26 protein-coding genes are annotated in these 26,046 nt (G+C 69.2%); 12 read left to right on the plus strand and 14 right to left on the minus strand.

Annotated elements, in window-relative coordinates:
* The first annotated feature begins 34 nt into the window (after positions 1-34).
* Positions 35-439, plus strand: a complete 405-nt coding sequence (locus ACSQ2F_RS22695) for a hypothetical protein (RefSeq protein WP_436026601.1) — start codon at positions 35-37, stop codon at positions 437-439.
* Between the two features lie 39 nt (positions 440-478).
* On the opposite strand, the gene ruvB is transcribed toward ACSQ2F_RS22695, so the two are convergent.
* Positions 479-1,540, minus strand: coding sequence for a Holliday junction branch migration DNA helicase RuvB (ruvB, locus tag ACSQ2F_RS22700; RefSeq protein WP_436026603.1), 1,062 nt, complete (start codon positions 1,538-1,540; stop codon positions 479-481).
* Between the two features lie 88 nt (positions 1,541-1,628).
* Between ruvB and ACSQ2F_RS22705 the strand changes: the two genes are divergently transcribed.
* Both ACSQ2F_RS22705 and ACSQ2F_RS22710 read left to right on the plus strand, forming a co-directional pair.
* On the plus strand, positions 1,629-2,114 hold the full coding sequence (locus ACSQ2F_RS22705; protein ID WP_436026605.1) for a copper chaperone PCu(A)C: 486 nt from the start codon (positions 1,629-1,631) through the stop codon (positions 2,112-2,114).
* A gap of 133 nt (positions 2,115-2,247) precedes the next feature.
* Positions 2,248-2,511 (plus strand): hypothetical protein, encoded by a 264-nt coding sequence (locus tag ACSQ2F_RS22710; protein WP_436026606.1) that lies wholly within the window; start codon positions 2,248-2,250, stop codon positions 2,509-2,511.
* A 183-nt stretch (positions 2,512-2,694) separates the two neighbouring features.
* Here the strand turns inward: ACSQ2F_RS22710 and ACSQ2F_RS22715 are convergent, their stop codons facing one another.
* Both ACSQ2F_RS22715 and asd read right to left on the minus strand, forming a co-directional pair.
* Positions 2,695-4,092 carry a class II fumarate hydratase gene (locus ACSQ2F_RS22715; RefSeq protein WP_436026607.1) on the minus strand — a complete coding sequence of 466 codons (1,398 nt, stop codon included), beginning with the start codon at positions 4,090-4,092 and terminating at the stop codon, positions 2,695-2,697.
* A 139-nt stretch (positions 4,093-4,231) separates the two neighbouring features.
* The gene (gene asd, locus ACSQ2F_RS22720; RefSeq protein WP_436026608.1) at positions 4,232-5,077 is read right to left on the minus strand and encodes an archaetidylserine decarboxylase; all 846 of its coding nucleotides are present in this window, start codon (positions 5,075-5,077) and stop codon (positions 4,232-4,234) included.
* Between the two features lie 226 nt (positions 5,078-5,303).
* On the opposite strand from asd, the gene ACSQ2F_RS22725 reads away from it, so the two are divergent.
* Both ACSQ2F_RS22725 and ACSQ2F_RS22730 read left to right on the plus strand, forming a co-directional pair.
* Entirely contained in the window at positions 5,304-6,428 is a 1,125-nt protein-coding gene (locus ACSQ2F_RS22725; protein WP_436026610.1) for a metallophosphoesterase, read from the plus strand.
* A gap of 109 nt (positions 6,429-6,537) precedes the next feature.
* The gene (locus ACSQ2F_RS22730) at positions 6,538-7,506 is read left to right on the plus strand and encodes an AraC family transcriptional regulator N-terminal domain-containing protein (RefSeq protein ID WP_436026612.1); all 969 of its coding nucleotides are present in this window, start codon (positions 6,538-6,540) and stop codon (positions 7,504-7,506) included.
* 45 nt (positions 7,507-7,551) lie between these two features.
* Here ACSQ2F_RS22730 and ACSQ2F_RS22735 read toward each other — a convergent pair whose 3' ends face one another.
* The 3 genes from ACSQ2F_RS22735 to ACSQ2F_RS22745 all read right to left on the minus strand — a co-directional run bounded on the left by ACSQ2F_RS22735 (position 7,552) and on the right by ACSQ2F_RS22745 (position 10,261).
* Positions 7,552-8,385, minus strand: a complete 834-nt coding sequence (locus ACSQ2F_RS22735) for an SDR family NAD(P)-dependent oxidoreductase (protein ID WP_436026614.1) — start codon at positions 8,383-8,385, stop codon at positions 7,552-7,554.
* Positions 8,386-8,506: 121 nt separating this feature from the next.
* Positions 8,507-9,019 (minus strand): MOSC domain-containing protein, encoded by a 513-nt coding sequence (locus tag ACSQ2F_RS22740; protein ID WP_436026616.1) that lies wholly within the window; start codon positions 9,017-9,019, stop codon positions 8,507-8,509.
* A 75-nt stretch (positions 9,020-9,094) separates the two neighbouring features.
* Entirely contained in the window at positions 9,095-10,261 is a 1,167-nt protein-coding gene (locus ACSQ2F_RS22745) for an MFS transporter (RefSeq protein WP_436026618.1), read from the minus strand.
* A gap of 101 nt (positions 10,262-10,362) precedes the next feature.
* Here ACSQ2F_RS22745 and ACSQ2F_RS22750 point away from each other — a divergent pair, with 101 nt between their 5' ends.
* A complete protein-coding gene (locus ACSQ2F_RS22750) occupies positions 10,363-11,520 on the plus strand; it encodes a glycerophosphodiester phosphodiesterase (protein ID WP_436026620.1) in 1,158 nt (385 codons plus the stop codon).
* Positions 11,521-11,541: 21 nt separating this feature from the next.
* On the opposite strand, the gene ACSQ2F_RS22755 is transcribed toward ACSQ2F_RS22750, so the two are convergent.
* Positions 11,542-12,765 carry a DUF445 domain-containing protein gene (locus tag ACSQ2F_RS22755; protein ID WP_436026622.1) on the minus strand — a complete coding sequence of 408 codons (1,224 nt, stop codon included), beginning with the start codon at positions 12,763-12,765 and terminating at the stop codon, positions 11,542-11,544.
* Between the two features lie 145 nt (positions 12,766-12,910).
* Here ACSQ2F_RS22755 and ACSQ2F_RS22760 point away from each other — a divergent pair, with 145 nt between their 5' ends.
* Positions 12,911-15,115: a TonB-dependent receptor gene (locus ACSQ2F_RS22760; protein WP_436026624.1), complete on the plus strand. Its 2,205-nt coding sequence runs from the start codon at positions 12,911-12,913 to the stop codon at positions 15,113-15,115.
* Between the two features lie 92 nt (positions 15,116-15,207).
* On the opposite strand, the gene ACSQ2F_RS22765 is transcribed toward ACSQ2F_RS22760, so the two are convergent.
* The 5 genes from ACSQ2F_RS22765 to ACSQ2F_RS22785 all read right to left on the minus strand — a co-directional run bounded on the left by ACSQ2F_RS22765 (position 15,208) and on the right by ACSQ2F_RS22785 (position 19,991).
* Complete coding sequence (locus ACSQ2F_RS22765) at positions 15,208-16,080, minus strand: c-type heme family protein (protein ID WP_436026626.1); 873 nt, start codon at positions 16,078-16,080, stop codon at positions 15,208-15,210.
* A 37-nt stretch (positions 16,081-16,117) separates the two neighbouring features.
* On the minus strand, positions 16,118-16,636 hold the full coding sequence (locus ACSQ2F_RS22770; RefSeq protein ID WP_436026627.1) for a hypothetical protein: 519 nt from the start codon (positions 16,634-16,636) through the stop codon (positions 16,118-16,120).
* Between the two features lie 114 nt (positions 16,637-16,750).
* Positions 16,751-17,323 (minus strand): Holliday junction branch migration protein RuvA, encoded by a 573-nt coding sequence (ruvA, locus tag ACSQ2F_RS22775; RefSeq protein WP_436026629.1) that lies wholly within the window; start codon positions 17,321-17,323, stop codon positions 16,751-16,753.
* Entirely contained in the window at positions 17,320-17,973 is a 654-nt protein-coding gene (locus ACSQ2F_RS22780; RefSeq protein WP_436026631.1) for a response regulator, read from the minus strand. Before ACSQ2F_RS22780 ends, ruvA begins: the two co-directional genes overlap by 4 nt.
* An 83-nt stretch (positions 17,974-18,056) precedes the next feature.
* The gene (locus ACSQ2F_RS22785; RefSeq protein WP_436026633.1) at positions 18,057-19,991 is read right to left on the minus strand and encodes an ATP-binding protein; all 1,935 of its coding nucleotides are present in this window, start codon (positions 19,989-19,991) and stop codon (positions 18,057-18,059) included.
* A gap of 105 nt (positions 19,992-20,096) precedes the next feature.
* Between ACSQ2F_RS22785 and ACSQ2F_RS22790 the strand changes: the two genes are divergently transcribed.
* Both ACSQ2F_RS22790 and ybeY read left to right on the plus strand, forming a co-directional pair.
* A complete protein-coding gene (locus ACSQ2F_RS22790; RefSeq protein ID WP_436026634.1) occupies positions 20,097-21,050 on the plus strand; it encodes a PhoH family protein in 954 nt (317 codons plus the stop codon).
* 2 nt (positions 21,051-21,052) lie between these two features.
* Positions 21,053-21,502, plus strand: coding sequence for an rRNA maturation RNase YbeY (gene ybeY, locus ACSQ2F_RS22795; RefSeq protein ID WP_436026635.1), 450 nt, complete (start codon positions 21,053-21,055; stop codon positions 21,500-21,502).
* A gap of 16 nt (positions 21,503-21,518) precedes the next feature.
* Here ybeY and ACSQ2F_RS22800 read toward each other — a convergent pair whose 3' ends face one another.
* The gene (locus tag ACSQ2F_RS22800) at positions 21,519-22,637 is read right to left on the minus strand and encodes a magnesium transporter CorA family protein (protein ID WP_436026637.1); all 1,119 of its coding nucleotides are present in this window, start codon (positions 22,635-22,637) and stop codon (positions 21,519-21,521) included.
* 6 nt (positions 22,638-22,643) lie between these two features.
* A complete protein-coding gene (hemB, locus tag ACSQ2F_RS22805) occupies positions 22,644-23,675 on the minus strand; it encodes a porphobilinogen synthase (RefSeq protein WP_436026919.1) in 1,032 nt (343 codons plus the stop codon).
* Between the two features lie 411 nt (positions 23,676-24,086).
* On the opposite strand from hemB, the gene ACSQ2F_RS22810 reads away from it, so the two are divergent.
* Genes ACSQ2F_RS22810 through ACSQ2F_RS22820 form a run of 3 tightly spaced genes read left to right on the plus strand, consistent with a single transcriptional unit; the run spans position 24,087 to position 26,039 of the window.
* Positions 24,087-24,527, plus strand: coding sequence for a CopD family protein (locus ACSQ2F_RS22810; RefSeq protein ID WP_436026639.1), 441 nt, complete (start codon positions 24,087-24,089; stop codon positions 24,525-24,527).
* A 3-nt stretch (positions 24,528-24,530) separates the two neighbouring features.
* Positions 24,531-25,703, plus strand: a complete 1,173-nt coding sequence (locus ACSQ2F_RS22815; protein ID WP_436026640.1) for a VanZ family protein — start codon at positions 24,531-24,533, stop codon at positions 25,701-25,703.
* Between the two features lie 9 nt (positions 25,704-25,712).
* Positions 25,713-26,039 (plus strand): (2Fe-2S) ferredoxin domain-containing protein, encoded by a 327-nt coding sequence (locus ACSQ2F_RS22820; RefSeq protein ID WP_436026642.1) that lies wholly within the window; start codon positions 25,713-25,715, stop codon positions 26,037-26,039.
* Positions 26,040-26,046 lie beyond the last annotated feature (7 nt).

Below are 26,046 nucleotides of genomic sequence, written 5' to 3' on the forward strand. Positions count from 1 at the left end.
TGCGTCCATCTGATGCTTTTCCGGAGGACCGATCATGTGGACACACCGCCTCACCCTCGCCGACCTGCCGCAGTCGCTCGGCGCCTTCAAGCCCGTGGGCCATGTGATGGTCGCCTGCCCCCCCGATTCCCCGCTGGCCGATGTCGTGCAAGCGCTGCGGGACGCCGGCTTCGATGCCGAGGACATCCTGCAGTTCGACTCCGAGGAGGGGGCGGCCAAGATGCAGCAGATGATCGAGCACAGCAGCGAGTTCGCCGGCTTCGGCTACGAGATCACCCTGATGCGCCGCTACCAGGCGCTGTCGGAGCAAGGCCACCAGTGGATGCTGGTGTACGCGCCGGAGGACGCCGAGACGGAGCGGGTGACCGAGGTGGCCAAGCGCTTCAAGGTGCCGATGGCCGTGAAGTACCACCGCCTGGCGGTGGAGGACCTGATCTGACCGGCTGCTGAGCCGGGGCGGAGGCCGCTCGGCGGGTGATCAAACGCCGTCGAAGAGGTCCAGCGCGCCGGCCCGCTTGGGCGGCGTCACGCCGAGATGGCGATACGCCGCCAGTGTGGCCACGCGTCCGCGCGGGGTGCGCTGCAGAAAACCCTGCTGGATGAGGAACGGCTCGATGACATCCTCGATGGTGTCCCGCTCCTCGCCGATCGCGGCCGCCACGTTGTCCAAGCCGACCGGCCCACCGTCGAAGCGGTGCACCACCGCCTCAAGCAGCTTGCGGTCCATCACATCGAACCCCTCCGGGTCGACGTCGAGCATCTTCAGCGCGAGGTCGGCCAGCGGCTTGCTGATGCGGCCGTCGCCCTTCACGTCGGCATAGTCGCGCACCCGGCGCAGCAGGCGGTTGGCGATGCGGGGCGTACCGCGCGAGCGGCGGGCGATCTCGAAGGCCCCTTCGTTGTCGATGCTCACGCCCAGCAAACCGGCCGAGCGGAAGACGATGCGCGCCAGTTCGTCAGCGGTATAGAACTCCAGGCGCGCCACGATGCCGAAGCGGTCGCGCAACGGGTTGGTCAGCATGCCGGCGCGCGTGGTGGCGCCGACGAGGGTGAACGGCTGGAGGTCCAGCTTGATCGAGCGGGCAGCGGGACCCTCGCCGATCATGATGTCGATCTGGTAGTCCTCGAGCGCCGGGTACAGGATTTCCTCGACCACCGGAGACAGCCGGTGGATCTCGTCGATGAAGAGGACGTCGTTGCGCTCGAGGTTGGTCAGCAGGGCCGCCAGGTCCTTGGGCTTCTCGAGCACGGGACCGGACGTCTGTCGTAGGTTCACCCCGAGCTCGTTGGCGATGATGTGGCTGAGCGTCGTCTTGCCGAGGCCGGGTGGCCCGAAGAGCAGCACGTGGTCGAGCGCCTCGGACCGCTTCCTGGCCGCGCCGATGAAGATCTCCAGCTGCTCGCGCGCTTTCGCCTGGCCGATGTACTCGGCCAGTCCCTTGGGCCGCAGCGCCCGCTCGATCGCCTCTTCGTTCGGCGAGCTCGGTGCGGCGCTCACCACCCGGCGCACGGGCTCGAAATCGTCGGTCTGGATGCTCATGGCGCCATTATCGGCGGCGACTGCCCGCATCACCCGAGCGACAATGGCAACCGTACGGCAAGGTGCCGGAACCTCGGAAGGATTGCAGATGAAGTCGATTCACCCCCCGTCGCGCCGCGCTGCTGGCCTGGCCCTCGGCGCCCTGCTGGCGCTCTGCTGGGGCGTGGCGAGCGCCCAGTCTGCCGCGACGATCGAGGTGACCCACGCCTATGCCCGTGCGACGGCGCCGGGCCAGGCCGCGGGCGGAGGCTATGCGCAGATCCGCAATGCCGGCACGTCGGCCGATCGCCTGGTGGCGGTGCAGGCGGACGTGGCGCGCACGGTCGAACTCCACACCATGTCGATGGACGGCGACGTGATGCGCATGCGCCAGGTCGAAGGCATCGACCTGCCGGCGGGACAGACGGTGGAGCTCAAACCGGGCGGCCTGCACATGATGTTCATGGGCCTCAAGGGCCCGCTCAAGGTGGGCGAGAGCTTCCCGGCCACGCTGAAGTTCGAGAAGGCCGGCGAAGTGAAGGTGACACTGAAGGTCGAGGCGGCCGGCGCGCGGCCGCACATGATGAAGCACTGAGACTCTGAGCGGTGTGGGTTGCTCGCGCGGTCGTCGACTTGCAGCGAACCGGCGCGCCTCAGAGTAAGCGTCCGGCCTCCTCCGAGTCGCCCCGGTAGGGCCAGACGTCCGATTCCATCAACCGCGGCCACCCATGCATCACACCGAACTGTGCCCCAAGTGCAACGCCGAATTTCCGGCCAACAAGAACCTGGTGGCCCACGGCATGCGCATCGGCTACAGCTGGTTCTCGCGCAAGGGCCCTGACGTCCGCTGTCCCAACTGCTGGCACGTCTTCCCCGCGCAGTACCTGCGGCTGTTCGGCGTTGTTCCCAGCCACGGGGTGCGCTGGGTGGTGGTCGGCATCCTGGCTGTGTGCGTGCTGATTTCCGTGCTGCAGAAGCGGCAAGTGCTGTGAGCGGCGACGCACCGGCGCTGCGTCTCTCGCTTGTTTGCATGATCAGTGGACGCGGCCCGGGAACGGCTGCACCGACCTTTCAGCAAGCGCTGTCAGGTCGTCGCTCCGGTGCCTCCCCGCAGCGCGCATCGAATGCTGCCGGCGGTGGGAGCCGCCGCTCCAAATCGTGCGAACAACCGCTTCTCAGGGTCCGGTGAGTTTCACCGGGTCGAGGAGGGCTGCCAGGCGTTCGCGTCCGAGGTCCGTGTGTTCCTCGGCGACATCGAGGATGGGGCGGCCTTCCTTGTAGGCGATCTTGGCGATTTCGGCCGCTTTCAGGTAGCCGATGAGCGGGTTCAGTGCCGTCACCAGGATAGGGTTGCGGGCGAGCGCCTGCTGCAACTGGGCCTCGTTGACACGGAAGCTGGCGATGGCCTTGTCGGCCAGCAGCCGGCTGGCGTTGGCCAGCAACTGGGTCGATTCCAGCACGTTGCGGGCGATCACCGGCAGCATCACGTTCAGCTCGAAGTTGCCCGATTGCCCGGCCACGGTGATGGCCGCGTCGTTGCCGATCACCTGCGCGGCCACCATGGCGGTGGCTTCCGGGATCACCGGGTTGACCTTGCCGGGCATGATGGAAGAGCCCGGCTGCAGGGCCTCGAGCTCGATCTCGGCGAGGCCGGCCAGTGGCCCGGAGTTCATCCAGCGCAGGTCGTTGGCGATCTTCATCAGGGCCACGGCCGCCGCCTTCATCTGGCCCGATGCGGCCACCACGCCGTCCTGTGCCCCCATGACCGCGAAGAAGTCGGGCGCCGGCGCGAAGGCGAGCCCCGTGCTGGCACTCAGTTCGGCGGCGAAGCGGGCCGCGAAGTCGGGATGGGTGTTCACCCCGGTGCCCACCGCCGTGCCGCCCTGGGCCAGGCGCTGCAGGCCGGGCAGGCTCGACCGCAGGCGCGCCGCGGCGTCCTCGACCTGCTGGGCCCAGCCGTCGAGCACCTGGCTCAGGCGCACGGGCATGGCGTCCATCAGGTGGGTGCGGCCGGTCTTCACGTGGTGATAGACGGTGCGTGCCTTTGCCCGCGTGATGCTGGCGAGGTGGTCGAGCGCGGGCAGCAGGTCTTCGTGCAGGCCCACGGCCGTGCTGACATGCAGCGCGGTGGGAATGGCGTCGTTGCTGCTCTGGCTGGCGTTCACATGGTCATTGGCACTGACCGGCGCCTTCAAGGCACGGCTGGCCAGCGTGGCGATGACCTCGTTGGCATTCATGTTGGTGCTGGTGCCCGAGCCGGTCTGGAAGACCTCGACCGGAAAGTGCTGCATGCGCTCGGACTCGGGTGCCGCAAGCAACTGGCGGCAGGCCTCGATGATGGCCTCGCCGATCTCGCGCGGCACGGCATCCAGCGCGATGTTCGCCCGGGCTGCCGCGGCCTTCACCATCAGCAGCGCCCGGATGAAGGCGGTGGGCATGCGCTGGCCGCTGATGTGGAAGTTGTTCACCGCCCGCTGGGTCTGGGCGCCATACAGGGCATCGGCGGGCACGGCGAGCTCGCCCATGCTGTCGCGTTCGAGGCGGGTGGAAGGTGCGGCGGCGGTTGAAGGCATGTCGGCTCCTGGGACAGCGCGCCAGTGTGAACCGGAACGCCGTCAGCCGCGAATCCCCTGTTTCAAGACGCCGACGGGCGCAGGCCCTTTCGCCGGCCTTGCCTCACTGCGGGCCGCACGCGTGGCTGCGGCCGGTGGCTCACTCGCGGTTGGCCATCGGCTCGCCCAGTCGCACCGGGCGCTCGGTGGCCCACGTGGGATTGAAGGTGAGCGGCGTATCCGGGAACAGCATGACGACGGTGGAGCCGAGCAGGAAGCGGCCCATTTCCTCGCCCTTCTTGAGCGTGATCTTCTTGTCGTCGTAGGTCCACTCCCGAACCTCGCGGGCGCGCGGCGGATTCACCACCCCGTGCCAGACCGTGGCCATGCTGCCCACGATGGTGGCGCCCACGAGCACGAGCACGAACGGACCGAGTGCCGAGTCGAAGACGCAGACCACGCGCTCATTGCGGGCGAACAGTCCCGGGACGCCGCGCGCCGTGGTCGGGTTGACGGAAAAGAGCGCACCCGGCACGTAGATCATGCGGCGCAGCCGCCCTTCGCAGGGCATGTGGATGCGGTGGTAGTCGCGCGGGCTGAGGTACAGGGTGGCGAAACTGCCGTGATCGAAGCGGGCGGCGAGCGCGGCGTCGCCGCCTACGAGTGCCGCGGTGGAATACCGGTGTCCCTTGGCCTGGATCAGCTGGTCGTGCTCGATGCGGCCGTACTGGCTGATGGCACCGTCGACCGGGCAGATGAGATCGGCTCGCGCGATGGGGCGGACTCCGGCCTTCAGCGGGCGCGTGAAGAACTCGTTGAAGGTCTTGTAGCTGCCGAGCTCCGGATTGGCCGCCTCGCTCATGTCCACGCCATACCGGCCGACGAACCACTGGATCAGACGCGTCGTCGCAGGGCCCGCCGGTGTCGAGGCGATGCGGCCCGCGAGCGCGGTCAGTGCCTGCTTGGGCAGCAGGTATTGCGGCAACACGGCGAAGCGATCGGACATGGGACGGCCTGCAGAGGAGAGGGGCCGCATTGTATCGGCCGGGGTGACGACCCCTGCTGCGCCATTGACTCGTGAGCGTCAGGTGCTGAGGGCATGCCGTGCTCCGACGGGCCCGGCCGACGTGCAGGTGTCCAGTGGGGTGGCTGTGCGGGAAGGCAGTCCGCCGCTGACAGCAAAGACTGCGGAAGCAGCTTGAACCGGCGCAGACCGGCCGCACCTCGGGTCGATGACCCGCCTCTTCCTGTTCGGCCTGTCGGCCTTCCTGCACCTCTACCTGGGGCTGCGTCTGGTGCCGGACTTGCCCGCCGGCGTCGCCGGGCAAGCCGCGCTCGGCCTGCTGCTGGCTTGCTCGGCGGCCCTCATGCCGCTCGGGCTGATGGCGCCGCGCCTGCGCTCGCGTCGCCATGCCGACGCGCTGGCCTGGGTGGGGCTCGGGCTGATGGGGCTGTTCTCCTCGCTGTTCGTGCTGACCGTCCTGCGCGATGTCGTCCTGCTGGTGGCCTGGCCTCTCGGCGGGTTGGGTGCGGCGGTCGAAGCCCATTCCGCCGTCGCGGTGCTGGTGCTGGGCGCTCTGGTGACGCTGGCCGGCTTCCTCAACGCCCGGCGCACCGCATCCGTGGTGCGGGTGGACGTGCCGATCCGCGGCCTGCCCGAGGACCTGCACGGCTTTACCATCGCGCAGATCACCGACATCCACGTCGGCCCGACCATCAAGGCGCGCTACGTTCAGGCCATCGTGGACCGCGTCAACGGGTTGCGGCCGGACATGGTGGCCGTGACAGGCGACCTGGTCGACGGCAGCGTGAGCGAGCTGGCCGCCCACGTCGCGCCGCTGGCGGGGCTCGCCTCGCGTCACGGCACCTACGTCGTGACGGGGAATCACGAGTACTACGCCGGCGCACACGCCTGGATCGACGAGTTGCGCCGTCTGGAGCTCACGGTGCTGATGAACGAGCACGTGGTGCTGCGCCACGGCGCGGGTCAGGTGGTGGTGGCGGGCGTGGCGGACTGGTCGGCCCATCACTTCGATCCGAGCCATCGCAGCGATCCGCTGGGCGCGGTGGCGGGCGCACCAGCCGACGCCGGCGCCCGATTGCTGCTGGCCCATCAGCCCCGCACCGCCGCGCTGGCGGCCGAGGCCGGCTACCACCTGCAGTTGTCAGGCCACACCCACGGCGGCCAGTTCTTTCCGTGGAACCTGTTCGTGCCGCTGCAGCAGCCGTACACGGCGGGCCTGCACCGCTTGCGCGACCTGTGGGTCTACACCAGCCGGGGGACCGGGTACTGGGGGCCGCCAAAGCGTTTCGGCGCGCCGTCGGAGATCACCTGCCTGCGGCTCGTGGCGGCTTGAAGGGCTGGGCGCAACGGGGATTCGGATGCGATAGTGCGGGGCGCGCCGACCTCTTGCTGGGTCGGCCGCCTCGCCCGACCGCAGCCCGCCGAGCCCCTCCGCACCCGCCATGTCTTCCGCCCTCCGCCATCCTGATCCGCTGCACGCGCAACCGCTCCGCGTCGATGCCGGCCGCCTCGATGAACTCGCCCGGCACCTGGGCCGCCACGCGCCGGGCGAGGGCACCTGGCCGACCGCCTTGCCAGGGGTGTCCTCGATCCGGTATTCCGGGCCGAGCGAGGAGACCGCCCATGGCCTGCACCAGCCGGCCGTCTGCATCGTGGCCCAGGGCGCCAAGCGGGTGACATTGGGCCAGGAGCACTACGAATATGACGCCGCCCGCTTCCTCGTGTTCTCGTCCGACCTGCCCGTCAGCGCCCAGGTGACGCACGCTTCCGTCGCGCAGCCCTACCTCTGCTTCCGGCTCGACCTGGACGTGAAGGAAGTGACTGAACTGGTGCTGCAGGTCGGCATGCGGGCCAAGTCTTCGCGGGGCACTCGTCGCGGCCTGTTCCTGGGCCGGGTCACGGAGGAAATGCTCGACGCCGCCATCCGCCTGATGCGGCTCCTCGACGAGCCGGAGGATGCCGCAGCGCTCGCGCCGCTGGCCAGCCGGGAGCTGGTGTACCGGCTGCTGCGCAGCGAGCAGGGCGAGCGCCTCGCCCAGGCCGTGCGCTGCGACAGCCATGCGCAGCGTGTCGGGCGCGCCATCGCCTGGCTCAAGGCCAACTTCATGGAGCCGCTCACCATCGAGGCGCTGGCGCGGGAGGCCGGCATGAGCAGCTCGTCGCTGCACCACCACTTCAAGGCCGTCACGTCGATGAGTCCGTTGCAGTTCCAGAAGCAGCTGCGGCTGCAGGAGGCGCGCCGACTGCTGCTGGGAGAAGGCGTGGAGGTATCGACGGCCGGCTACACCGTGGGCTATGAGAGCGCTTCACAGTTCAGCCGGGAATACGCGCGGCTGTTCGGGCTGCCGCCGTCGCGCGACGCGCGGGGAGCGGGCGCCGCCGGCGCATCCGCGACCCGGTCGACCGCATGACGCGCTGGGCGTCCACGCCACCCCGGGAGCGTGGCCGTCGCCGGCTCAGAAGTCGCCGTCGGTGCTGGCGGACAGCGCACGATGCGCGTCCACCTCCAGCCGGCGGCGCTGCAATGCGCCGTCGAGCATGCCCAGGGCGTCGGTGCCGGCGACGAAGTGCAAGGGCGGTTCGGCCGTGCCGGCGAGCTGAACGATGGCCCGTCCCAAGCGGGCCGGATCGCCCGGTTGCCGGCCGTTGTAGCTTTCATAGGTGCGGCCGTCGGGCATGTCGCGCCGGTAGTCGTCCACCGCGAGGGCGCCGTAGCGCACCGAGCTCGTGTCCAGGAAGTCGGTGCGGAAGAAGCCGGGCTCGACGATGGTGACGTGGATCCCGAACGGCTGTACTTCGAGAGCCAGCGACTCCGAGAATCCCTCGACGGCGAACTTGGCGGCGCAATAGACGGCGGAGCCGGCGAAGCCCATGAAGCCGCCCACGGAGGCGAGGTTGATGACGTGCCCGCTGCGCTGGCGGCGCATCACCGGCAGTGCGGCTCGCGTCACGTGCATCAGGCCGAAGACGTTCGTCTCGAACTGGCGGACCACGTCGGCGGCGGCGATCTCCTCGAAGACCCCGAGCTGGCCGTAGCCCGCGTTGTTGACCAGCACGTCGATGCGGCCGAAGCGGTCCAGGGCCGCGGCCACCGCGGTGGCGCTGTCGGCCTCCCGCGCCGTGTCGAGCGGCACGCAGAGCACGCGCTCGCCGTAGGGCCCGTAACGGGACTCGAGTGCGCCGAGGTTGCGACCCGTGGCCACCACGCGGTCACCGGCCGCCAGTGCGGCACCGGCAATGTGGGCGCCAATGCCGCGGCCGGCGCCCGTCACGAACCAGATTCTGCTCATGTTCTCTCCTTCGTTGCGTGTGTTCCACGCCGTGTTGTGCATGGAAGTCATCGTAGGAAGGGAGGGGCACCTGCGCGTGCACGAAGCTCCGCAGGTCTTGCCCATTCCACCGCGTCACGGGTCAGGTGGCGGGTGGGGCGCTCACGGTGATGGCGTCGCCGGCGTGCAGCGGGCCGCCGACGAGGACGCGGGCCGTGACACCACCGTGGCCGCGCAGTGCGTTGTAGCCGCCGGGGCCAAGGACCGCCTCCATGCGCGAACAGGGCTCGCAGGGCCCCGTCACTTCCAGCTGCACCACATTGCCGATCCACAGCACCAGCGGCCGGTCACGGAAGAGCGAACGGGCCGCCAGCAGGTTGAGCCCCGAGACGACGAGGTTGCGCCGCAGCGCCTCGGCCTGCACCGTGTCGTGACCGAGCAGGGTGGCGATCACCGGAAGATGCTCGGCCTGGATGAGCGTGACCTGGCGCCGTCCGCCGCTGCGCGCGCGATCGCCTTCGAGGCCGCGCCCCGCGATGGCCTGCACCTGCTCGACGCGCTGCACCGGTATGCGCGGCGCCGGTCGCAGCAGGATGGCGTCGAGGCGGCCTGCTCGTGGAAAGCGCGAGGTCAGCGCGCGGAGATCCTCGGTCATGCAACGGTGTCCCTCATGGTCAGTCCCGCGGTCGGTCAGTGAGATGCGCAGTGTGGCCCCGGTGCAGCGGGCGCGTCAGCCGCGGGTCTTCGGGTAGGGCGACACCAGCCACAGGGCCAGCGCACACATCAGCAGCATCGCGCTCGCCAGCGGCACCGGTGACGAGCCGCCCATGAACGGTGCCACGGCCTGCGTGCCCAGGGCGCCCACCAGCAGGATGGCGAGCATGAGCAGCGCGGAGGCGCGGCCCATCTGGGACGGCGGCAAGGCCAGCGCCTCGCTGAACGACGCCGGGCCGCGGACCGCCAGTGCGCCGCAGAAGCCGCACCAGAACACCACGAGTGCCGGGAAGGGCAGGCGCCCGATGGCGGCACTGATCACCAGCAAACCGCACAGCAGCACATGCAGGCGCGCGCCGAGGCGGATGGCCCCGGGCGCGCCGATGCGCTTGCTGATGCGCCCGGACTGGCTGGCCACCACCATGAAGGTGGCCACGCTGCAGACCTGCAGCACCGCGAAAGCGCCGGTGCCCAGTCCGAAGGCATTGACGGCCAATTGCGGCGCACTGGCGACGAAGGTGAGCAGCGCGCCCATGCACAGCGCCTGCGAGAGCGCCACGCGCACGAACTTGCGGTTGCGCAGGATGGTGCGGTAGCCCGACTTCACGCTGTGGTCGAGCCCGGGGAGCACCACGGGCGCGGTGCGGACCACGAAGGGCAGGGCCAGCAAGGTGACGCCCGCGACGACCCAGAACGTGCCGCGCCAGTCGGTCGTCAACAGCAGGGCCGCGCCCAGCACCGGCCCGGCCGCCGGCACGATGGACTCGATCATCGAGATGGCGGCCAGCCCGCGCACCGCATCGTGGTCACCGAGCGTGGCCCGCACGACGCTGGGCGCCACGACGGCCGCGGCCCCGGCTGCAGCGCCCTGGACGAAGCGCAGTGCGAGCAGCCACGCGATGTCGGGGGCCAGCGCACAGCCGGCGCTGGTCACCACCAGCAGCCCCCCTCCGATCAGCACGCAGCGACGCGGCCCGAGCCGGTTCAGTGCGTCGCCCCAGACCAGTTGCGAGGCGGCCAGTCCGGCCAGGAACAGGGCGATGGTGGCCTGTGCCAGGGTCACCGGGATGCCGAGTGCCTGCTGCAGCGTGGGCACGGCCGGCAGGTACAGGTCCATGGCCAGCATGCTCGTGCAGGTGATGAGCGACAGGGGAAGAATGGTACGGAGCGCGGCGGGTTGCATGGCTTGCGGAATCACGGCAGGGCGCGCAGCATAGCCCGGGCTTCATGAGGCCGTCATGGCGGCGGCCTATCGTTCGGCGAAATTCCACTGGAGGCTTCCCGATGAATGCACGTGTTCTCGCCCTGCTGGCCCTGTCGGCCGGCCTGTCCCTGCCGCTGTCGGCCCACGAACGTCCCCCGGCGGCGCCTGCGAAGCCGGTACTCGTGGCCCACCGCGGCGCGAGCGGCTATGTGCCGGAGCACACCCTGGCGGCCTACTGGCTGGCCATCGAGCAGGGCGCCGACTTCGTCGAGCCCGACCTCGTCATCACGAAGGACGGCGTGCTCGTGGCGCGACATGAGAACGCCATCGCGATCCTGAATGCCGATGGCAGCCTGCGCGAGGCCACCACGGACGTGGCGGATCGGCCGGAGTTCGCTGCCCGCAAGACCACCAAGACCATCGACGGCACGGCCGTCACCGGCTGGTTCACCGAGGACTTCACCCTCGCCGAACTCAAGACGCTGCGCGCACGCGAGCGCCTGCCGCAGCTGCGCACGGCCAACACCCGCTTCGACAACCAGTTCGAGGTGCCCACCTTCGAGGAGGTGCTGCAGCTGGTGGACCGGGCGAACGAGGCGCGCCGCGAGGAGGCGCGGCGCGAAGGCGGCCGGCGCCACGTGCGCCCGATCGGGGTCTATCCCGAGACGAAGCACCCGAGCTACTTCCAGGGCATCGGCAAGCCGCTCGAGGAACCGCTGGTGCGCTTGCTGCACCGCTTCGGTTACCACGGCAAGAACGCCCCGGTCATCATCCAGTCGTTCGAGACCCAGAACCTGCGCCGGCTGGCCCGCATGACCCGCGTGCCGCTCGCCCAGCTGCTGAGCGCCGCCGGTCGGCCCTATGACTTCGTGCTGAGCGGTGACCCGCGCACCTATGCCGACCTCGCCCGACCCGAAGGCCTGGCCGACATCGCCACGTACGCGGATGGCGTGGGCGCGCACACCAACCTGATGATCCCGCTCGTGGGCGGCCGTCTGGGCACGCCGACCAGCTTCGTGGCGGACGCCCACCGCGCCGGCCTCGTGGTGCACGGCTGGACCTTCCGCGCGGAAAACAGCTTCCTGCCCAATGAATTCGATGCGGGTACCGACGCGGCGGCGCTCGGCGACATGGCGGCGCACATCCAGGCCTTCCTTCGCCTCGGCATGGACGGCTTCTTCACCGACCAGCCGTTCCTCGGACGCCAGGCCATCGACCGCTTCACACCGGTGCGCTGAACGGGCGCCAACCCCGCGGGATCACGCCCTGGCCAGTTCGGTCAGGGTGTGGATCAGCAGACCGGCCAGGCCCCCGACCAGCGTGCCGTTGATGCGGATGAACTGCAGGTCGCGGCCGATGTTGCGCTCGAGTTCGCCCGTCATCTCGTCGGCGTTCCAGTCGGCGACGCGCGCCACGATGTAGCGGCGGATGTCCTCACGGTAGCGTTCGATCCAGCGCGGCGCCGTCGCCAGCAGGCGGGCGTCGATCCACTCGCGCATGCCGGCGTCGCGCAGCAGCTGGTCGCCCAGGCCGCGGGCCGCCTCCGCCATGCGGCCGCGCACGGTCGAGTCCTCCCGGGCCAGGTCGTCGCGCGTCCAGGCGATGACCTGGCTCCACAGGCCATGCAGGTACTCGGCCAGCTGCGGGTGGCCGAGGAGCTCCTGCTTCAGCCGCTCGCCACGGGCCTGCATCGCCGGGTCGTGCTTGAGGTCGGCGATGAAGGTGGCCATGAAGGCATCGAAGCGCTGCCGAAGGGGATGCTGCGGATCCTCGCCCATCTCGCCGATGAGGCGCACGACTCCGGCGACCATCTTCTCGGTGGCGTAGCGTCCCGCCGCGTTGTCGAGCCCCACGAAGCGAAGGTATTTCACCTCCGCGGCGACCACTTCGGCGACCTCGGCCTTCAGGGTGTCGTCGTTCAGGATGTCACCGAGCTGGCGAAGCGATGCGTCGAGCACCCGCTGGTGGCGCCCATCGGCCGTCAGCACGTCGAGCAGTTCGCCCACCAGGCGGGTGCTGTCGACGCGGTCGAGCCGGGCCAGCACCGTGCTGCGAAAGAAGTGGCGCACCGGCTCGTCGTCCAGGGCGCGAAGCGCATGGGCCAGCACCGCGCCGAGGTGGCTGGCCACCTGCGCTGCGTGCGCCGGGTCGGCAAGCCAGGCGGCGAGCCGGTCGCCGGCCTTGAATGCCTTCAGTTTCTGCAGCACCTGCTCGGTGCCCAGGAAGTTGGCGCAGATGAAGGTCGCCAGGTTCTCGCCGATGCGGTCCTTGTTGCTGGGAATGATCGCCGTGTGCGGAATGGGCAGGCCGAGGGGGTGGCGAAAGAGCGCGACGACGGCGAACCAGTCGGCCAGCGCGCCCACCATGGCAGCCTCCGAGAATGCGGCGACATAGCCCCAGGCCGGATGCCGCGCCTGCATCACCGATGCGAGGGCATACACGACGGCAGCGCCGGCGAGCAGGGCCAGGGCGATCCACTTCATTCGGGCGAGGTCGTTGGCGCGAGGCGGCAAGGCGGAGGTCCGGGATCCAGGGAAGCCCATTGTGCGCAATCGCCAAGGTGTTCACCCGAAGCGCGGGTTTTCCATCAAAATGCGAACCATTCTCATTGTTATGGATCACCGTCCCATGCAGTTCCTTCGCGCCCCGGCGGGCTTCCGCCCTTCACGAATCGCCCTTGCGGCCGCGCTTTGCGCGCTGTGCGGCACGACCGCCGCCCAGGACGCGCCGGCACCCGAGGCCGGCACAACGCTGGCGCCGGTCGTGGTGCGGGCCAACGCCGATGCCTCGGCCGAAGGCCTGAGCCCGGCCTTCGCCGGTGGCCAGGTGGCCCGTGGCGGACGGGTGGGACTGCTGGGCACGCTCGACTTCATGGACGCGCCGTTCAACACGCGCAGCTTCACCAGCGAAACCATCCGCAACCAGCAGACGGCGAGCGTGGGCGACGTCCTCCAGAACGAGCCCGCCGTTCGGGTGGCGCGGGGCTTCGGCAACTACCAGCAGCTCTACATGGTGCGCGGCTTTCCGCTGTACTCGGATGACATCGCCTACAACGGCTTGTACGGTCTGCTGCCCCGGCAGTACCTGGCGTCCGAGTTTGTCGAGCGGGTTGACGTGCTGCTGGGCGCCAATGCGTTCCTGAACGGTGCGGCACCGGGCGGCAGCGGCATTGGCGGCGCGATCAACATCGTGCCGAAGCGAGCCACGGCCGAGCCACTGACGCAGGTCACCGCGGGCAGCCAGTCCGGCGGCCAGATCTCGGTGTCGGCCGACGTGGCGCGCCGCTTCGGACCCGACAACAGCACCGGCGTGCGTGTCAACGCGGTGCGCCGCGATGGCGACACGGCGGTGGACGGCGAGTCCGGCGAACTGTCCGGCGTGGGCGTCGGCCTGGATTGGCGCAACAGCCGCGTGCGGGTGTCGGCCGACGTCGGCTACCAGGACCACAAGATCAAGCGGGGCCAGCCAAGCGTGACCTTCGCACCGGGCGTGCCCATCGGCGATGCGCCGGATGCCTCGGTCAACATGGCGCAGCCCTGGACCTGGTCCGACGAGCGTGACCGCTTCGGCACCCTGCGGGCCGAGATCGACCTGGCGCCTCAGGTGACCGGCTGGGCCGCCTTCGGCGCCCGGCGCGGCTACGAATCGTCCGCCTTCAGCAATCCGACCGTCAACGACGCTGCAGGCAACGCCTCGGCCTACCGCAGCGAATTCGCCCGGGAGGACACGGTTCGCACCGGCGAGCTGGGGGTGCGCGCCAAGTTCCGCACCGCCGGCGTCGGCCACACGGTCAACGCCTCCGCAAACGCCTTCCGCTCCGAGAGCCGCCAGGCCTACGTGTTCTACGAGCAGGTCAACTACAACATCTACCAGCCGGTCGAGGTCGCGCCGTCGACGACGGTGGCGTTCGCCGGCGGCTCGCTCGCGAGCCCGCTCGTCACCGAGAAGACGCGCACGCACAGCATCGCGCTGTCGGACACGCTGTCCTTCAATGAGGACCGGCTCCTGCTGACCCTCGGCCTGCGGCACCAGACCATCGAGGCCTCGGGCTACGACTACAACAGCGGCGCGCTGCTGCCGCCGGTGAACAAGCGCAGCCGGGTGACGCCTGTCGTCGCCGGTGTGTTCAAGGCGACGAAGGCGGTGTCGCTGTACGCCAACTACCTCGAAGGCCTGGCCAAGGTGCCGAGCGCGGGCGGCTTCCCGGTGCCGAGCAATGCGGGCGAGACCTTCAAGCCCTACCGCTCGCGGCAGGTGGAGGTGGGCGCCAAGTACGACGGAGGCAACGTCGGTGCCGCGGTGTCGGTCTTCCAGGTGACGCAGCCCCAGGCCTACACCGACGTGGCCACCAGCATCTATGGCGTCTATGGCGAGCAGCGCAACCGTGGCATGGAACTGTCGGCCTTCGGCGCGCCGGTGCGCGGCTGGCGGTTGCTGGCAGGCCTGAGCCTGCTCGACGGCGAGCAGATCAAGACCAATGGCGGCGCGACCGACGGCAAGCGTGCCATCGGGGCCCCCAAGGCCCAGATGACGCTCGGCAGCGAGTGGGATGTGGCGGGTCTGCGCGGCCTCACGCTGGATGGCCGGGTGCTGCACACGACCTCCCAGTACGCCGATGCCGCAAACACCCAGAAGGTGCCGGCCTGGACCCGTGTCGACCTCGGCGCGCGCTACGTGATGGCGGTGGCCGATCGGGTCGTCACGTTGCGGGCGCGGGTGGAAAACGTGGCCGACGCGGACCACTGGACCTCAGCAGGGGGCTACCCCGGCTCGGGCTACCTGGTGATCGGCGCGCCGCGCACCTTCGTTGCGTCGGCTTCAGTGGATTTCTGACGGCCTGCACCGCGAATTCGATGGGCACCGAGGCCGCAAGGCCGGTGCCGCGCGTCGGTGCCCCGAGCGGCCTGCCGGCAGCGTGAGCGACCTCAGCCGCGCAACAGCGCCGTGGCCTTCACGAGGCTGCGGCGCATTCGGTTGATCGACCGCTGCAACGAGCCGAACTCGTCGCTGCGGTCCTCGGCCAGTTCGGGCTCGCTCAGGTCGCCCTGGCTCAGGTCGTCGGCGGCCCGGGCAAGCGCACGGACCGGCCGGACCAGCGAGCTGTGGATCAGGGCGCTCACCGTGCCGACGAGGAGCGCCAGCCCGGCGCCCAGTGCCGCCGCGAGCGGCAGGAAAAGCTGGCGTGTGCGGTCACTGGCCATCTGCGACGGCGTGGTGATGATCTGCGCGCCGACCGTTTCGCCCACCGTCCATCCGTAGCCTGACTCGCGGCCATAGCGTTTGAGCATGGAGGCGGGCGCGGCATCGGCCGCTCCGTGGCAAGCGAGGCACGCGGTGGAGGTCACGCGAAGCGGGCGTGCCAGGTACACCTGCCGGCCTCGCTCGGTGTCCACCTCACCGCTCAGTTCCTCGAGATCAGGCGACGCGCGCAGGCGCTCGACCACTTCCCGCTCCCAGGCCACGGGCGCGTTGTGCGGATTGACGGCGTTCACCGTCGCCTCCCGGTACGCCGGGCCGGGCGCTGCGGCGGTGAGGCGGGCGAGGGTCTCGGCCGCCGCGAGGGCCGGGATGGCCTCGGGCACGAAATGCCGGTCGAGCAGCGGCTCCAGGTGGGGCAGGACGTGACCCATGTTGTAGTCACGTGCTGCCAGGGCGGCGTCGAGCAGCCGGCGTGCATCACGCGCCACCTCCGCTTCGGCATGCCTCGACACCATCGTGTACGCGGCCGCCGCGATTGCCGCGAAGGCCAGCAGCGGCAACGCGATGAAGGCAAGGCTCAGCTTGAATCTCAGGGACATGGACGGGCTCCGGGTGGGGCAGGGCGCTCGTGGGTGCTCAGACGTCCCGCGGGAAGCGGCTGAGCGTGGCCTGCACGAAACGGGTTCGCTGCGCCTCGTCGTCAAGGTGCGTCTGCAGGCGAGCGAGCAGTTCACCGGCCGACGCCGATCGGGCGGCCTCGGTCTCGATCAACAGCGTGGCGATGGGGCCGAGCTCGAACGCCAGGGCGTCGCGCAGCCGCTCGCGCTGGGCGGGGCTGATGCGAAAACTGTGCTGGGCAAAGGGCACCGGTGCGCTCGGCAAGCCGTCCATCAAGGGCGAACCCTCGGGGCCCAGGGCGTCGAGCGGGGCGGGCGCCGTGTCATCGGAGTCCGAGCGACGGACCAGCCACGAGGCAAGCCACGCTTCGCGTTCACGGGGGCTGGCGAGCAGCCGGGCGGCGGCGGCGAGAAAGTCCTCGTCGCCCCGCGCCTGCGCGGCGCAGCGAGCCAGGTGCGGCCCCACGTCCAGGCTCACACGCCGGCGCAGTGAGCGCTCGACGCGGGAAAGCAGGCGGTCGGAGATCGTTTGCGGCATGGGGATCCTGGAGCGATCCCGAATTCTAGGATTCAAATTGCACGGGTGTGCACATTCAAGCCAGGGGGTGTCGCGCGACAGCGTCGCCGGCGACGCCGTCTCAGGGAGAACCCGCTATCGCGCCAGCGATTTGAGTGCGAGCTTGATGCCTTCGCTCACGGTGGCGTCCGCTGGCAGACTCTTGAGGGCCAGGGCGGCCTCGCGGTCGCTGTAGCCGAGGGCGACCAGCGCCTGCAGGATGTCGGCCTGCGCGTCGGTGGCCACATGGGCCGGCAGGGCCAGATCCGGGCCCAGCTTGCCCTTGAGTTCGAGCAGCAGGCGCTCGGCGGTCTTCTTGCCGATGCCGGGCACCTTCACCAGCCGGCCGCTCTCCTGGAGGGACACCGCCTGGGCGAGTTCGCTCACGCTCAGGCCCGAAAGCAGCGACAGCGCCATTCGCGGGCCCACCCCGGTGATCTTGATGAGTTGCCGGAAGGTGGCGCGCTCGGCGCCGGTGAGAAAGCCGAACAGCACCTGGGCGTCCTCCCGCACCACGAAGTGCGTGAGCAGGGTGACCCGTTCGCCAAGCGAGGGCAGGTTGTAGAACGTGCTCATGGGCACGTCGACCTCATAGCCGACGCCATTGACGTCGACCAGCACCTGCGGCGGGTTCTTCTCCGACAGCTGGCCGGTGAGGCGGCCGATCATCGGCGGAACAGGCCCAGGCGCTGGGCTTCGAGGGCGGCTTCGGCGCGCGAGCTCACGTTGAGCTTGCGGTAGATCTGCTTGACGTAGTCGGCAATGGTGTGGCGCGACAGGTTCAGCTGGACGCCGATCTCGGGCAGCGTGAAGCCCTTGGCGACCCACAGCAGCACCTCGTTCTCGCGGTCGGTGAGCGAGACGTGCGGCAGGTTCTGCGGACGCTCCTGCGGCTTGTTCTGCTTGGCGAAGTAGGCGATGACGCGGCGCGCGATGGAGGGCGACAGCGGCGGCTCTCCCTGGCTGATGCGTTGCAGCTGCTCGACGAAGTGCTCGCGCGGCTGCTCTTTCAGCAGGTAACCGAACGCGCCGGCCTGCAGGGCGGGAAACAGATGATCGTCATCGTCGTGGATCGTGACCACGACGGACTGGGCCTCGGGCTGGTTCTCGCGCAGCGATGCCACCACGTCGACGCCGGAGCCGTCGGGCAGGCCGAGGTCGATCAGGGCGACGTCGAAGCGCTCGGCGCTGACGAGGGCGAGGGCGTCGTGAACGCGCGCCGCCTCGGAGACCTGGGCGTTGGGAAACACCTGGAGGGCCAGTCCCTTGAGCCACGATCGGATCTCGGGGAGGTCTTCGAGCAGCAGGATCTTGTTCATGGCGGGCCCGGCGGTGACGCTAGCGGAGGAGAAAGGGATCGTAACAGCGCGCTGGCGGCGGCTTCAATGCATCACCGTGCGATTTACAGCGGAAGCGTGAGGCGGATCACCGTGCCGTAGCCCGGGCCCGACTCCACGAGGCACTGGCCCTGCATCTGCTTGGCCCGGTGCTTCATGCTGGCCATGCCATGGCCGCGGTCCAACTTGCCGTCGAGCTCCATCGGAATGCCCTTGCCGTTGTCCTGCACGACCAGGACGAAGTCGTGCTCGCCCAGCGTGCAGCGGATCTTGCAGTGGGACGCGCCGCTGTGCTTGATGACGTTGCTGATGGCCTCGCGCAGGATGCGCGTCGTCTGCACGAAGGCACGGGCGGAGAGCTGCTGCGTGAGGTCTTCCGTCGGACTGCGCCAGTCGGCCTCGACGCCGGCCTGTCCCAGGCGCAACACCGTCTCGGCGCGCCAGTCGGCCAGCGCGTCACCCACGGGCAGGGGCTTGCCGGTCAACCCTTTGACCGAGAGCCGCATCTCCTCGAGCGCTTCCCGTGCGAGCGACGAGATGCGTTCCGACTCGCTGGTGTGCACGATGGTCAGCAGCTTGGCGCCCAGGTCATCGTGCAGGTCGCCGGCGATGCGCTTGCGTTCCTTCTCGGTCACCTGCTCCACCCGCAGTTCCGCCATCTGGGCGTAGTTGCGCTCCATCTCGGCCGTGGCTTCGGCCACGCGGCTCTCGAGCGAATTGCGCGCGGCCTCGGCGGCTTCCATGGCCCGGCTGAAGGCCTGCAGCTGCCGGGCGCTGAGCACGATGAACACCAGGGGCACGGCGAAGTGGGAGATGTGCAGCCGCAGCGGATCGAGCATGTCGTGCTGGACGGCGCGCTCGATCAGGATGAGGCCCCCCATGCTCGCCATGGCGATGGTCATCGGCCAGAACTCGGCGCGGCGGTGTTGCCAGATGGCATGGAGGTACAAGGCCATGGTGGCGATGACCTCGCACACCATGAGCAGCTGCCAGGCGCTCGTCATGACGAACAGCCGCTGCGGACCTGCGACGAGCAGCGTGAGTGGCAGCGCGATGCACTGCAGCACGAGGCCGATCTCGAGGGTGCGTGAACGCAGCCCGCCATAGCTCAGCATGAACTGCACCGCCAGTGCGGTGACGATGCCCCAGCCGACACAGACCAGGAGTTCGACGGTGGCGTTCTCGAGCGGGAGTTCGCGCGCCAGCATGCGGAAGGCCAACAGGTTCCAGGTGAGGGTCAGCAGGCCGAACCACACCAGATGCGGGTCGCGCTTGTTCAGCCAGCCGAGGCACAGCACGAGCACGCCGAGCACGGAGGTGCCGGCCGTGATGATCTCGACGGTGGTCAGGCTCCAGAAGCGGTCGGTGTTCCGCTCCGCCTGGAGCAGGGCATAGGGCCCGACCTTCACGGCCGACAAGCCGCCCGCTCGTTGGCGGGTGGAGACACGCTGCAGCGCGTAGCCCATGACCTTGATGTCGAGGACGTTGCCTTGCTCGCGCAGCAAGGCCGCCGGCAGCGACACCAGCTGCGGGTAGTAGCAGTTGCGGGTGACGGGCTCGGTCATGCGACCGCCGCTGTGCACGATCTGGCCGTTGAGGTAGACCTCGGCGTTGCTGCAGACCCGCTCGATGTAGGCCCCCAGCAGGCGGTCGGCACTCGGCGGAGCGTCGAACTGCAGGCGGTACCAGACCGGGCCGTCTTCCTTGGGCCGGCTCGTCCACCAGTCGTCCGGCAGGCGAACGCGCCGCGCGCTGCGGTCTGCGGGGAACTGGGCGTCGTTGCCGGACACGGCCATGGCGGAGGTGAGGATGCGCATCTGCCCTTCCACGGCCACGGGCGGCGGGTCCGCCTGGGCGCGGCTGGCACCGCACAGCACAAGCAGCGCCCAGCACGCCAACAGGCGGAGGGCCGTGCCCCACCGGGACGCGGGGCGAGTGCACAGCGGCTTGGGGGAGGGCACCAGAAGCGGGGCGGCGGGTAATACGAGGCTTGAACGCATGGCCGCCGATTGTGCAGGAGCCGCACGCCGGCGCAGCCTTGCAGCTGGCGGCACAATCGAGGGTCCGGCAGCATTTCAGACCTGCCGCCGCCTGAAAGTGCCGACGTGATCCTGCGCCACGAATTCCTGCCCCTCGACAACACCCGCCTCGCGCACCTGTGCGGCAGCATGGACGGCCACCTGAGGGACATCGAATCGGTGCTCCACGTGAGCATCTCGCGCCGCAACGAGTTCTTCCGGGTCGAGGGAGCGAAGCTGGCGGCCGAACGGGCCATGGGGCTGTTGCAGGCCTTGTACGAGCACGCCGACGAGCCCATCCCGCACGAGGACTTCCAGCTGGCGCTGATGGCCGCCGAACGGGGCCAGCCCCCGAAGCCCCGCGACGATTCCGGCACGCCGGTGCTGCGCACCCGCCGCGCCGACCTGATCGGCCGCACCGACAACCAGCGCCTGTACCTCAACAACATCCACGATCACGACATCACCATCGGCATCGGCCCGGCCGGCACGGGCAAGACCTTCCTGGCGGTTGCCTGCGCCGTCGATGCGCTGGAACGCAGCGCGGTGCAGCGCATCATCCTGTCCCGTCCGGCCGTCGAAGCGGGCGAACGGCTGGGCTTCCTGCCCGGTGACATGACGCAGAAGGTGGATCCGTACCTGCGGCCCCTGCACGACGCCCTCTATGACCTGATGGGCTTCGACAAGGTGAGCCGCGCCTTCGAGAAGGGGCAGATCGAGATCGCGCCGCTTGCCTTCATGAGGGGCCGCACCCTGAACCATGCGTTCGTCATCCTCGACGAGGCGCAGAACACCACGCGGGAACAGATGAAGATGTTCCTCACCCGGCTGGGCTTCGGCAGCCGATGCGTGGTCACCGGCGACGTGAGCCAGATCGACCTGCCCCGCGGCGTCGACAGCGGTCTCATCGACGCCGAACGGGTGCTGCGCCGGGTGCGCGGCGTGGCCATCACCCGCTTCACGGCCGCCGACGTGGTGCGCCATCCGATGGTGGCCCGCATCGTCGAGGCCTACGACCTCGCATCCAGCGACCGGAGCTGAACATGGCCCGGCCCGACCTGTCCCTGTCCCTGCAGTTCGTCGACGCGCGTCACCGCGCCGTGCTGCCTCGCCACAAGGTGGCCCGCTGGATACGCGCCGCCCTCGACGCGCCCGCCGAGATCACCGTGCGGCTCGTCGATGCCGAGGAAGGCCGCGCGCTCAATCGCGACTTCCGGCAGAAGGACTACGCCACCAACGTGCTCACCTTCGACTACACCCGCGAGCCCGTGGTGGTGGCCGACCTCATCCTCTGTGCGCCCGTCGTCGAAGCCGAGGCGGCCGCTGAAGGCATGACGCTCGAGGCGCACTACGCCCATCTGCTGGTGCACGGCACACTGCACGCCCAGGGCCACGAGCACGAGGAGGACGACGAGGCCGAGGCGATGGAAGCCCGTGAGACCGAGGTGCTGGCCACGCTCGGTTTTGCCGATCCCTACCGCCGGGGATCCTGACGGCGGGGCGCTGGCCTCAGGGGCGGCGGGAGCTGCTCAGGTAGCGCTTGCGCCAGAAGAACCAGCCGAGGGCGGTTCCCACGACGGCCATGAACGCCGTGGCCATCCACACGCCGGTGGCGCTGTGGATCAGCGGCAGGCCGTCGAAGTTCATGCCGAAGAATCCGGTGACCAGGTTCAGCGGCATGAAGATGGCGGTGAGCACGGTGAGCGTGCGCATGATGTCGTTCGTGCGGTTGCTCTGGGCCGAGAAGTGCATCTGCACCGCCGCCTCCGCCGAGGACTCCAGGCGCCGCACGTGTGACAGCACCCGTTCGATGTGCTCAAGAACGTCGCGCGACCGAACGCGCAGCAGTTCCCGCTCGCGGGCCGCCTGCGGATCCGATTCGTTGGGCCATTCTTCAAGGGCGTCGATCCATTCGACCACCGCGCTCCGCTGGTCTTCGCAGGTGTCCTCCAGCATGTGAAGCGCGTTGCGCGACTCCAGGAACACCTGCCAGCTGTCGAAATGGCTGCGCGGGTTGAGGAGCTCCTGCTGCAGGTAGCCGAGCTGCCGGGTGAGCAGGCGGCGCAGCTCGAGGTAGCTGTCGACCATGTGGTTGATCATGCGCAGCATGAGGTCTGCCGGGGTGCTGGGCAGTCGCAGCATGCCCTGCCGGACTTCCGACCGCGCCTCCGCGCCGACCGTCATCTGCTGCAGCTTGTTGGCGAAGTGGTCGCGCACCATGCAGTCGGTCGGATGGACGGTCAGCAGCACGCGGTCAAAGACGGCGAAACCGACCGGGCTCGTGTCGATGGAGGCCAGGGCCACCTTGGCGGTCGAATTGGTGCCGGTCTGGTCGTCGAGAAACAAGCCCGTCGTGCCCGCCCCGGCGGCCAGGCGACGGAACACCATCATGTCGTACCAGGAGGTGTAGTCGAAGTGCGAGGGCAGCTGGCTGTTGAGCAGGTCGGAGATGTGCAGGTCGACCAGTTGCCCGCCGGTCCAGCGCTGCAAGGCGGCCTGCAAGGTGGCTGCATTGACCTCGAACTCTCGGCGCGCCGAGCCGATCCACAGGTAGCCCGTGGCCGGCACCTGGGCCGGCAACTCCGTCAGCTCGGTGAACTGGTCAGCCCGGACATGGAAGATGCGCATGCCGGGTCAGCGGTTCGCCAGCAGGTGGCGCGCGGCATCGAGGGCAAAGTAGGTCAGCACGCCGTCGGCGCCGGCACGCTTGAACGCCAGCAGGCTTTCCATCATGACGGCGTCGTGGTCCAGCCAGCCGTTCTGGGCGGCGGCCTTCAGCATGGCATATTCGCCGCTCACCTGGTAGGCGAAGGTCGGCACGCGGAACTCGTCCTTCACGCGCCGCACGATGTCGAGATACGGCAGGCCGGGCTTGACCATCACCATGTCGGCACCTTCGGCCAGGTCCATGGCGACCTCGCGCAACGCTTCGTCGGTGTTGGCGGGGTCCATCTGGTAGACCTTCTTGTTGCTCTTGCCGAGGTTGGCCGAGGAGCCGACAGCATCGCGGAAGGGGCCGTAGAAGGCGCTCGCGTACTTGGCGCTGTACGCCATGATGCGGGTGTGGATCAGGCCGCGGCCTTCGAGCCCGGCCCGGATGGCACCGATGCGGCCGTCCATCATGTCGCTCGGCGCGACGATGTCGACGCCGGCTTCAGCCTGCACGAGCGCCTGGCGCGTCAGCACTTCGACCGTCTCGTCGTTGAGGATGTAGCCGGTGCTGTCGAGCAGGCCGTCCTGGCCATGCGAGGTGAAGGGGTCGAGCGCCACGTCGGTCAGCACGCCGAGCTCGGGAAAGCGCTTCTTGAGTTCGCGCACCACGGTCGGCACCAGGCCTTCCGGGTTGGTGGCTTCGCGGCCGTCCTCGGTCTTGAGGGACCCCTCGATCACGGGAAACAGCGCCATCACCGGCACGCCGAGGCGCACGCATTCCTCGGCCACCGGCAGCAGCCGGTCGAGGCTCAACCGCTGCACCCCTGGCATCGACGCCACATCGTGCGCTTGGTCGCGCCCCGCAAGCACGAACACGGGAAGGATCAGATCGCTCGGATGCAGCCGATGCTCCCGCACCATGGCACGCGTGAATTCGTCACGGCGCAGGCGGCGCGGACGGGCGGTCGGAAAAGGGGGCGGGGTGTGCACGGCAAGGACCTCGGAGAGGGGGATCGCGAAGCGGCACCTGACCGCAAGACGGGCCGCCCGCAGGGGTGGCGGATACGTGTATTTACGGTGCTCAGGGCCCGTTACGGACAGGCCGCTTCTGCTAAAGTTGTACGCGAATGATAGCCGCAAGGCGGTCATTCCCTGCTTTTCCTCCCTGAGCAGGAGCCTTGCCGTGATGACAGCGATAAGGCTTTTCAGCCCCGGCCCATTGCCGGGGCTTTTTTCATGGCGCCGCGACGACATTACCTGCGACGATTGAACAATCGACGGACCTAGCGCCTGCCATAAATGGAGGGCACTGTGCACCATGAGGCTTGTGCAGCGCTGCCGCGCAACTGCGACGGCCCACTCAACGGCGGTGATTGCTCGCTCAGTTTTACTGCGGGAATGCAGCGCGACGCCATAATGCCGCGGATGAGCAGCATGTACTTGTGGGTCAAAGCCCTGCACCTGATCTTCGTGGCGAGCTGGTTCGCCGGTCTCTTCTACCTGCCCCGCATCTTCGTCAACCTGGCCATGGTGCCGGCGGACAGCCATGCCGAGCGTGAGCGGCTGTTGCTGATGGCCCGGCGCCTGTACCGGTTCTCGAGCCTGCTGATGGTGCCGGCGCTGCTGCTGGGCCTGTGGTTGTGGCTGGGCTTCGACCTGTGGAAGGGACCGGGCAATGGCTGGTTGCATGCCAAGCTGACCTTGGTGGTGCTGGCCCTTGGCTACCACCACGCCTGCCGATCGCTGTTGCGCAAGTTCGAGACCTTCGCGAACAAGCGAAGCGACCGCTGGTTCCGCGTGTTCAATGAAGTTGCGGTGCTGATCTTCGCGGCCATCGTCGTGCTGGTGGTGGTCAAGCCCTTCTGATCCATGGCTCCGGCGCGCCATCGCAGCTCTGCCGCGCCGCTGGCGGCGCTGTATGCCGCGCTGATCGCCTACGCGAGCCTTTCCCCCTTCACCGGCTGGAGCGTGCCGGCTGGCCTTTCGCTGGCGGGCTGGGTGCAGTTGCCGTGGCCCCGCTACTGGACGCCGTTCGATGTGGTGTCCAACCTGCTGGGCTACATGCCGCTCGGGGCCCTGCTGTTTGGCGCCGTCGTGCGCAGCGGGGGGCGTGTCGGGGTGGCACTGGCGGGGGCCGCCGCCGGTGGCGCCGTGCTGTCCTTCATGCTCGAGGCCCTACAGAACCTGCTGCCGCAGCGTGTGCCGTCCAGCCTCGACTGGGTGCTCAACGCCGGAGGCACTTTCCTCGGTGTGCTCTTCGCGTGGAGCGTCCATGCCCTCGGCGGGCTGGACCGGTGGCAGGTCCTGCGGGACCGCTGGTTCATTGGTCACAGCGCAGGGGGCATCGCTCTGCTGCTGCTCTGGCCGCTGGGCCTGCTGTTCCCCACGCCCGTGCCCTTCGGGCTGGGACAGGTGCTGATTCGCCTGCAGGAGGCGATGGGGGCCGCACTCGCGGCGACGCCCTGGGAGGCCTGGGCAGAGGGGTGGCTGACGGCCCAGGCGTCGTTCACGCCCTTGTCGCGCGCCAGTGAATGGCTGGTGGTGGTGCTGGGCGCGCTGGCCCCGTGCCTCGTCGCCTTTGCCATCGTGCCGCCCGGCTGGCGGCGTCTGGTGCTGGTCGTCGGCGCGGTGCTCCTCGGCACGCTGTCGATGACGCTGTCGACGGCCTTGAACTTCGGCCCGCAGCATGCGCTGACCTGGATCACGCCGCCCACCGTGCCCGGCCTGGCCGCGGCGCTCGTAACCGGCATGCTGGCCTGGCGGCTGCCCCGGCGAGGGGCGGCTGCCGCCGGGTTGATCGCGTTGACCGCGCTCGTGCTGCTCGTGGCGCAGGCCCCGAGCGACCCCTACTATGCCGAGAGCTTGCTGGCCTGGGAACAGGGGCGTTTCATCCGCTTCCATGGCGCCGCACAGTGGGTCGGATGGCTGTGGCCGTACGTGGCGCTCGGGTACCTCTTCGGTCGGGTGGTCGCACGCGACGGGCCACCGCGCGAGCGTCGCGGCATTGCGCGCAACGGCGCCGAGCCCGGCGTCAGTCCGTAGAATCGACGAATGAGCTATTTCGAGCGTCACATCTTCTTCTGCCTCAACCAGCGCGACAAGTCTGAAGCCAGCTGCGGTGACCACGACGCGCAGGGCGCGTTCGACCACTGCAAGCACCGCGTCAAGGCCGAAGGCCTGGCGGGCCCGGGCGGCGTGCGCGTCAACAAGGCCGGCTGCCTTGATCGATGCGCCGGCGGACCGGTCGCGGTCGTCTACCCCGAGGCTGTCTGGTACACCTACGTGGACCGCAGCGACATCGATGAAATCGTCGAATCGCACTTGAAGAACGGCGTGGTGGTCGAGCGGCTGGTGCTGCCGCCCACCGTGGGCCGTTGAGGGGTCG

The sequence above is a fragment of the Rhizobacter sp. LjRoot28 genome (assembly GCF_964253025.1).
Taxonomy (GTDB): domain Bacteria; phylum Pseudomonadota; class Gammaproteobacteria; order Burkholderiales; family Burkholderiaceae_C; genus Rhizobacter.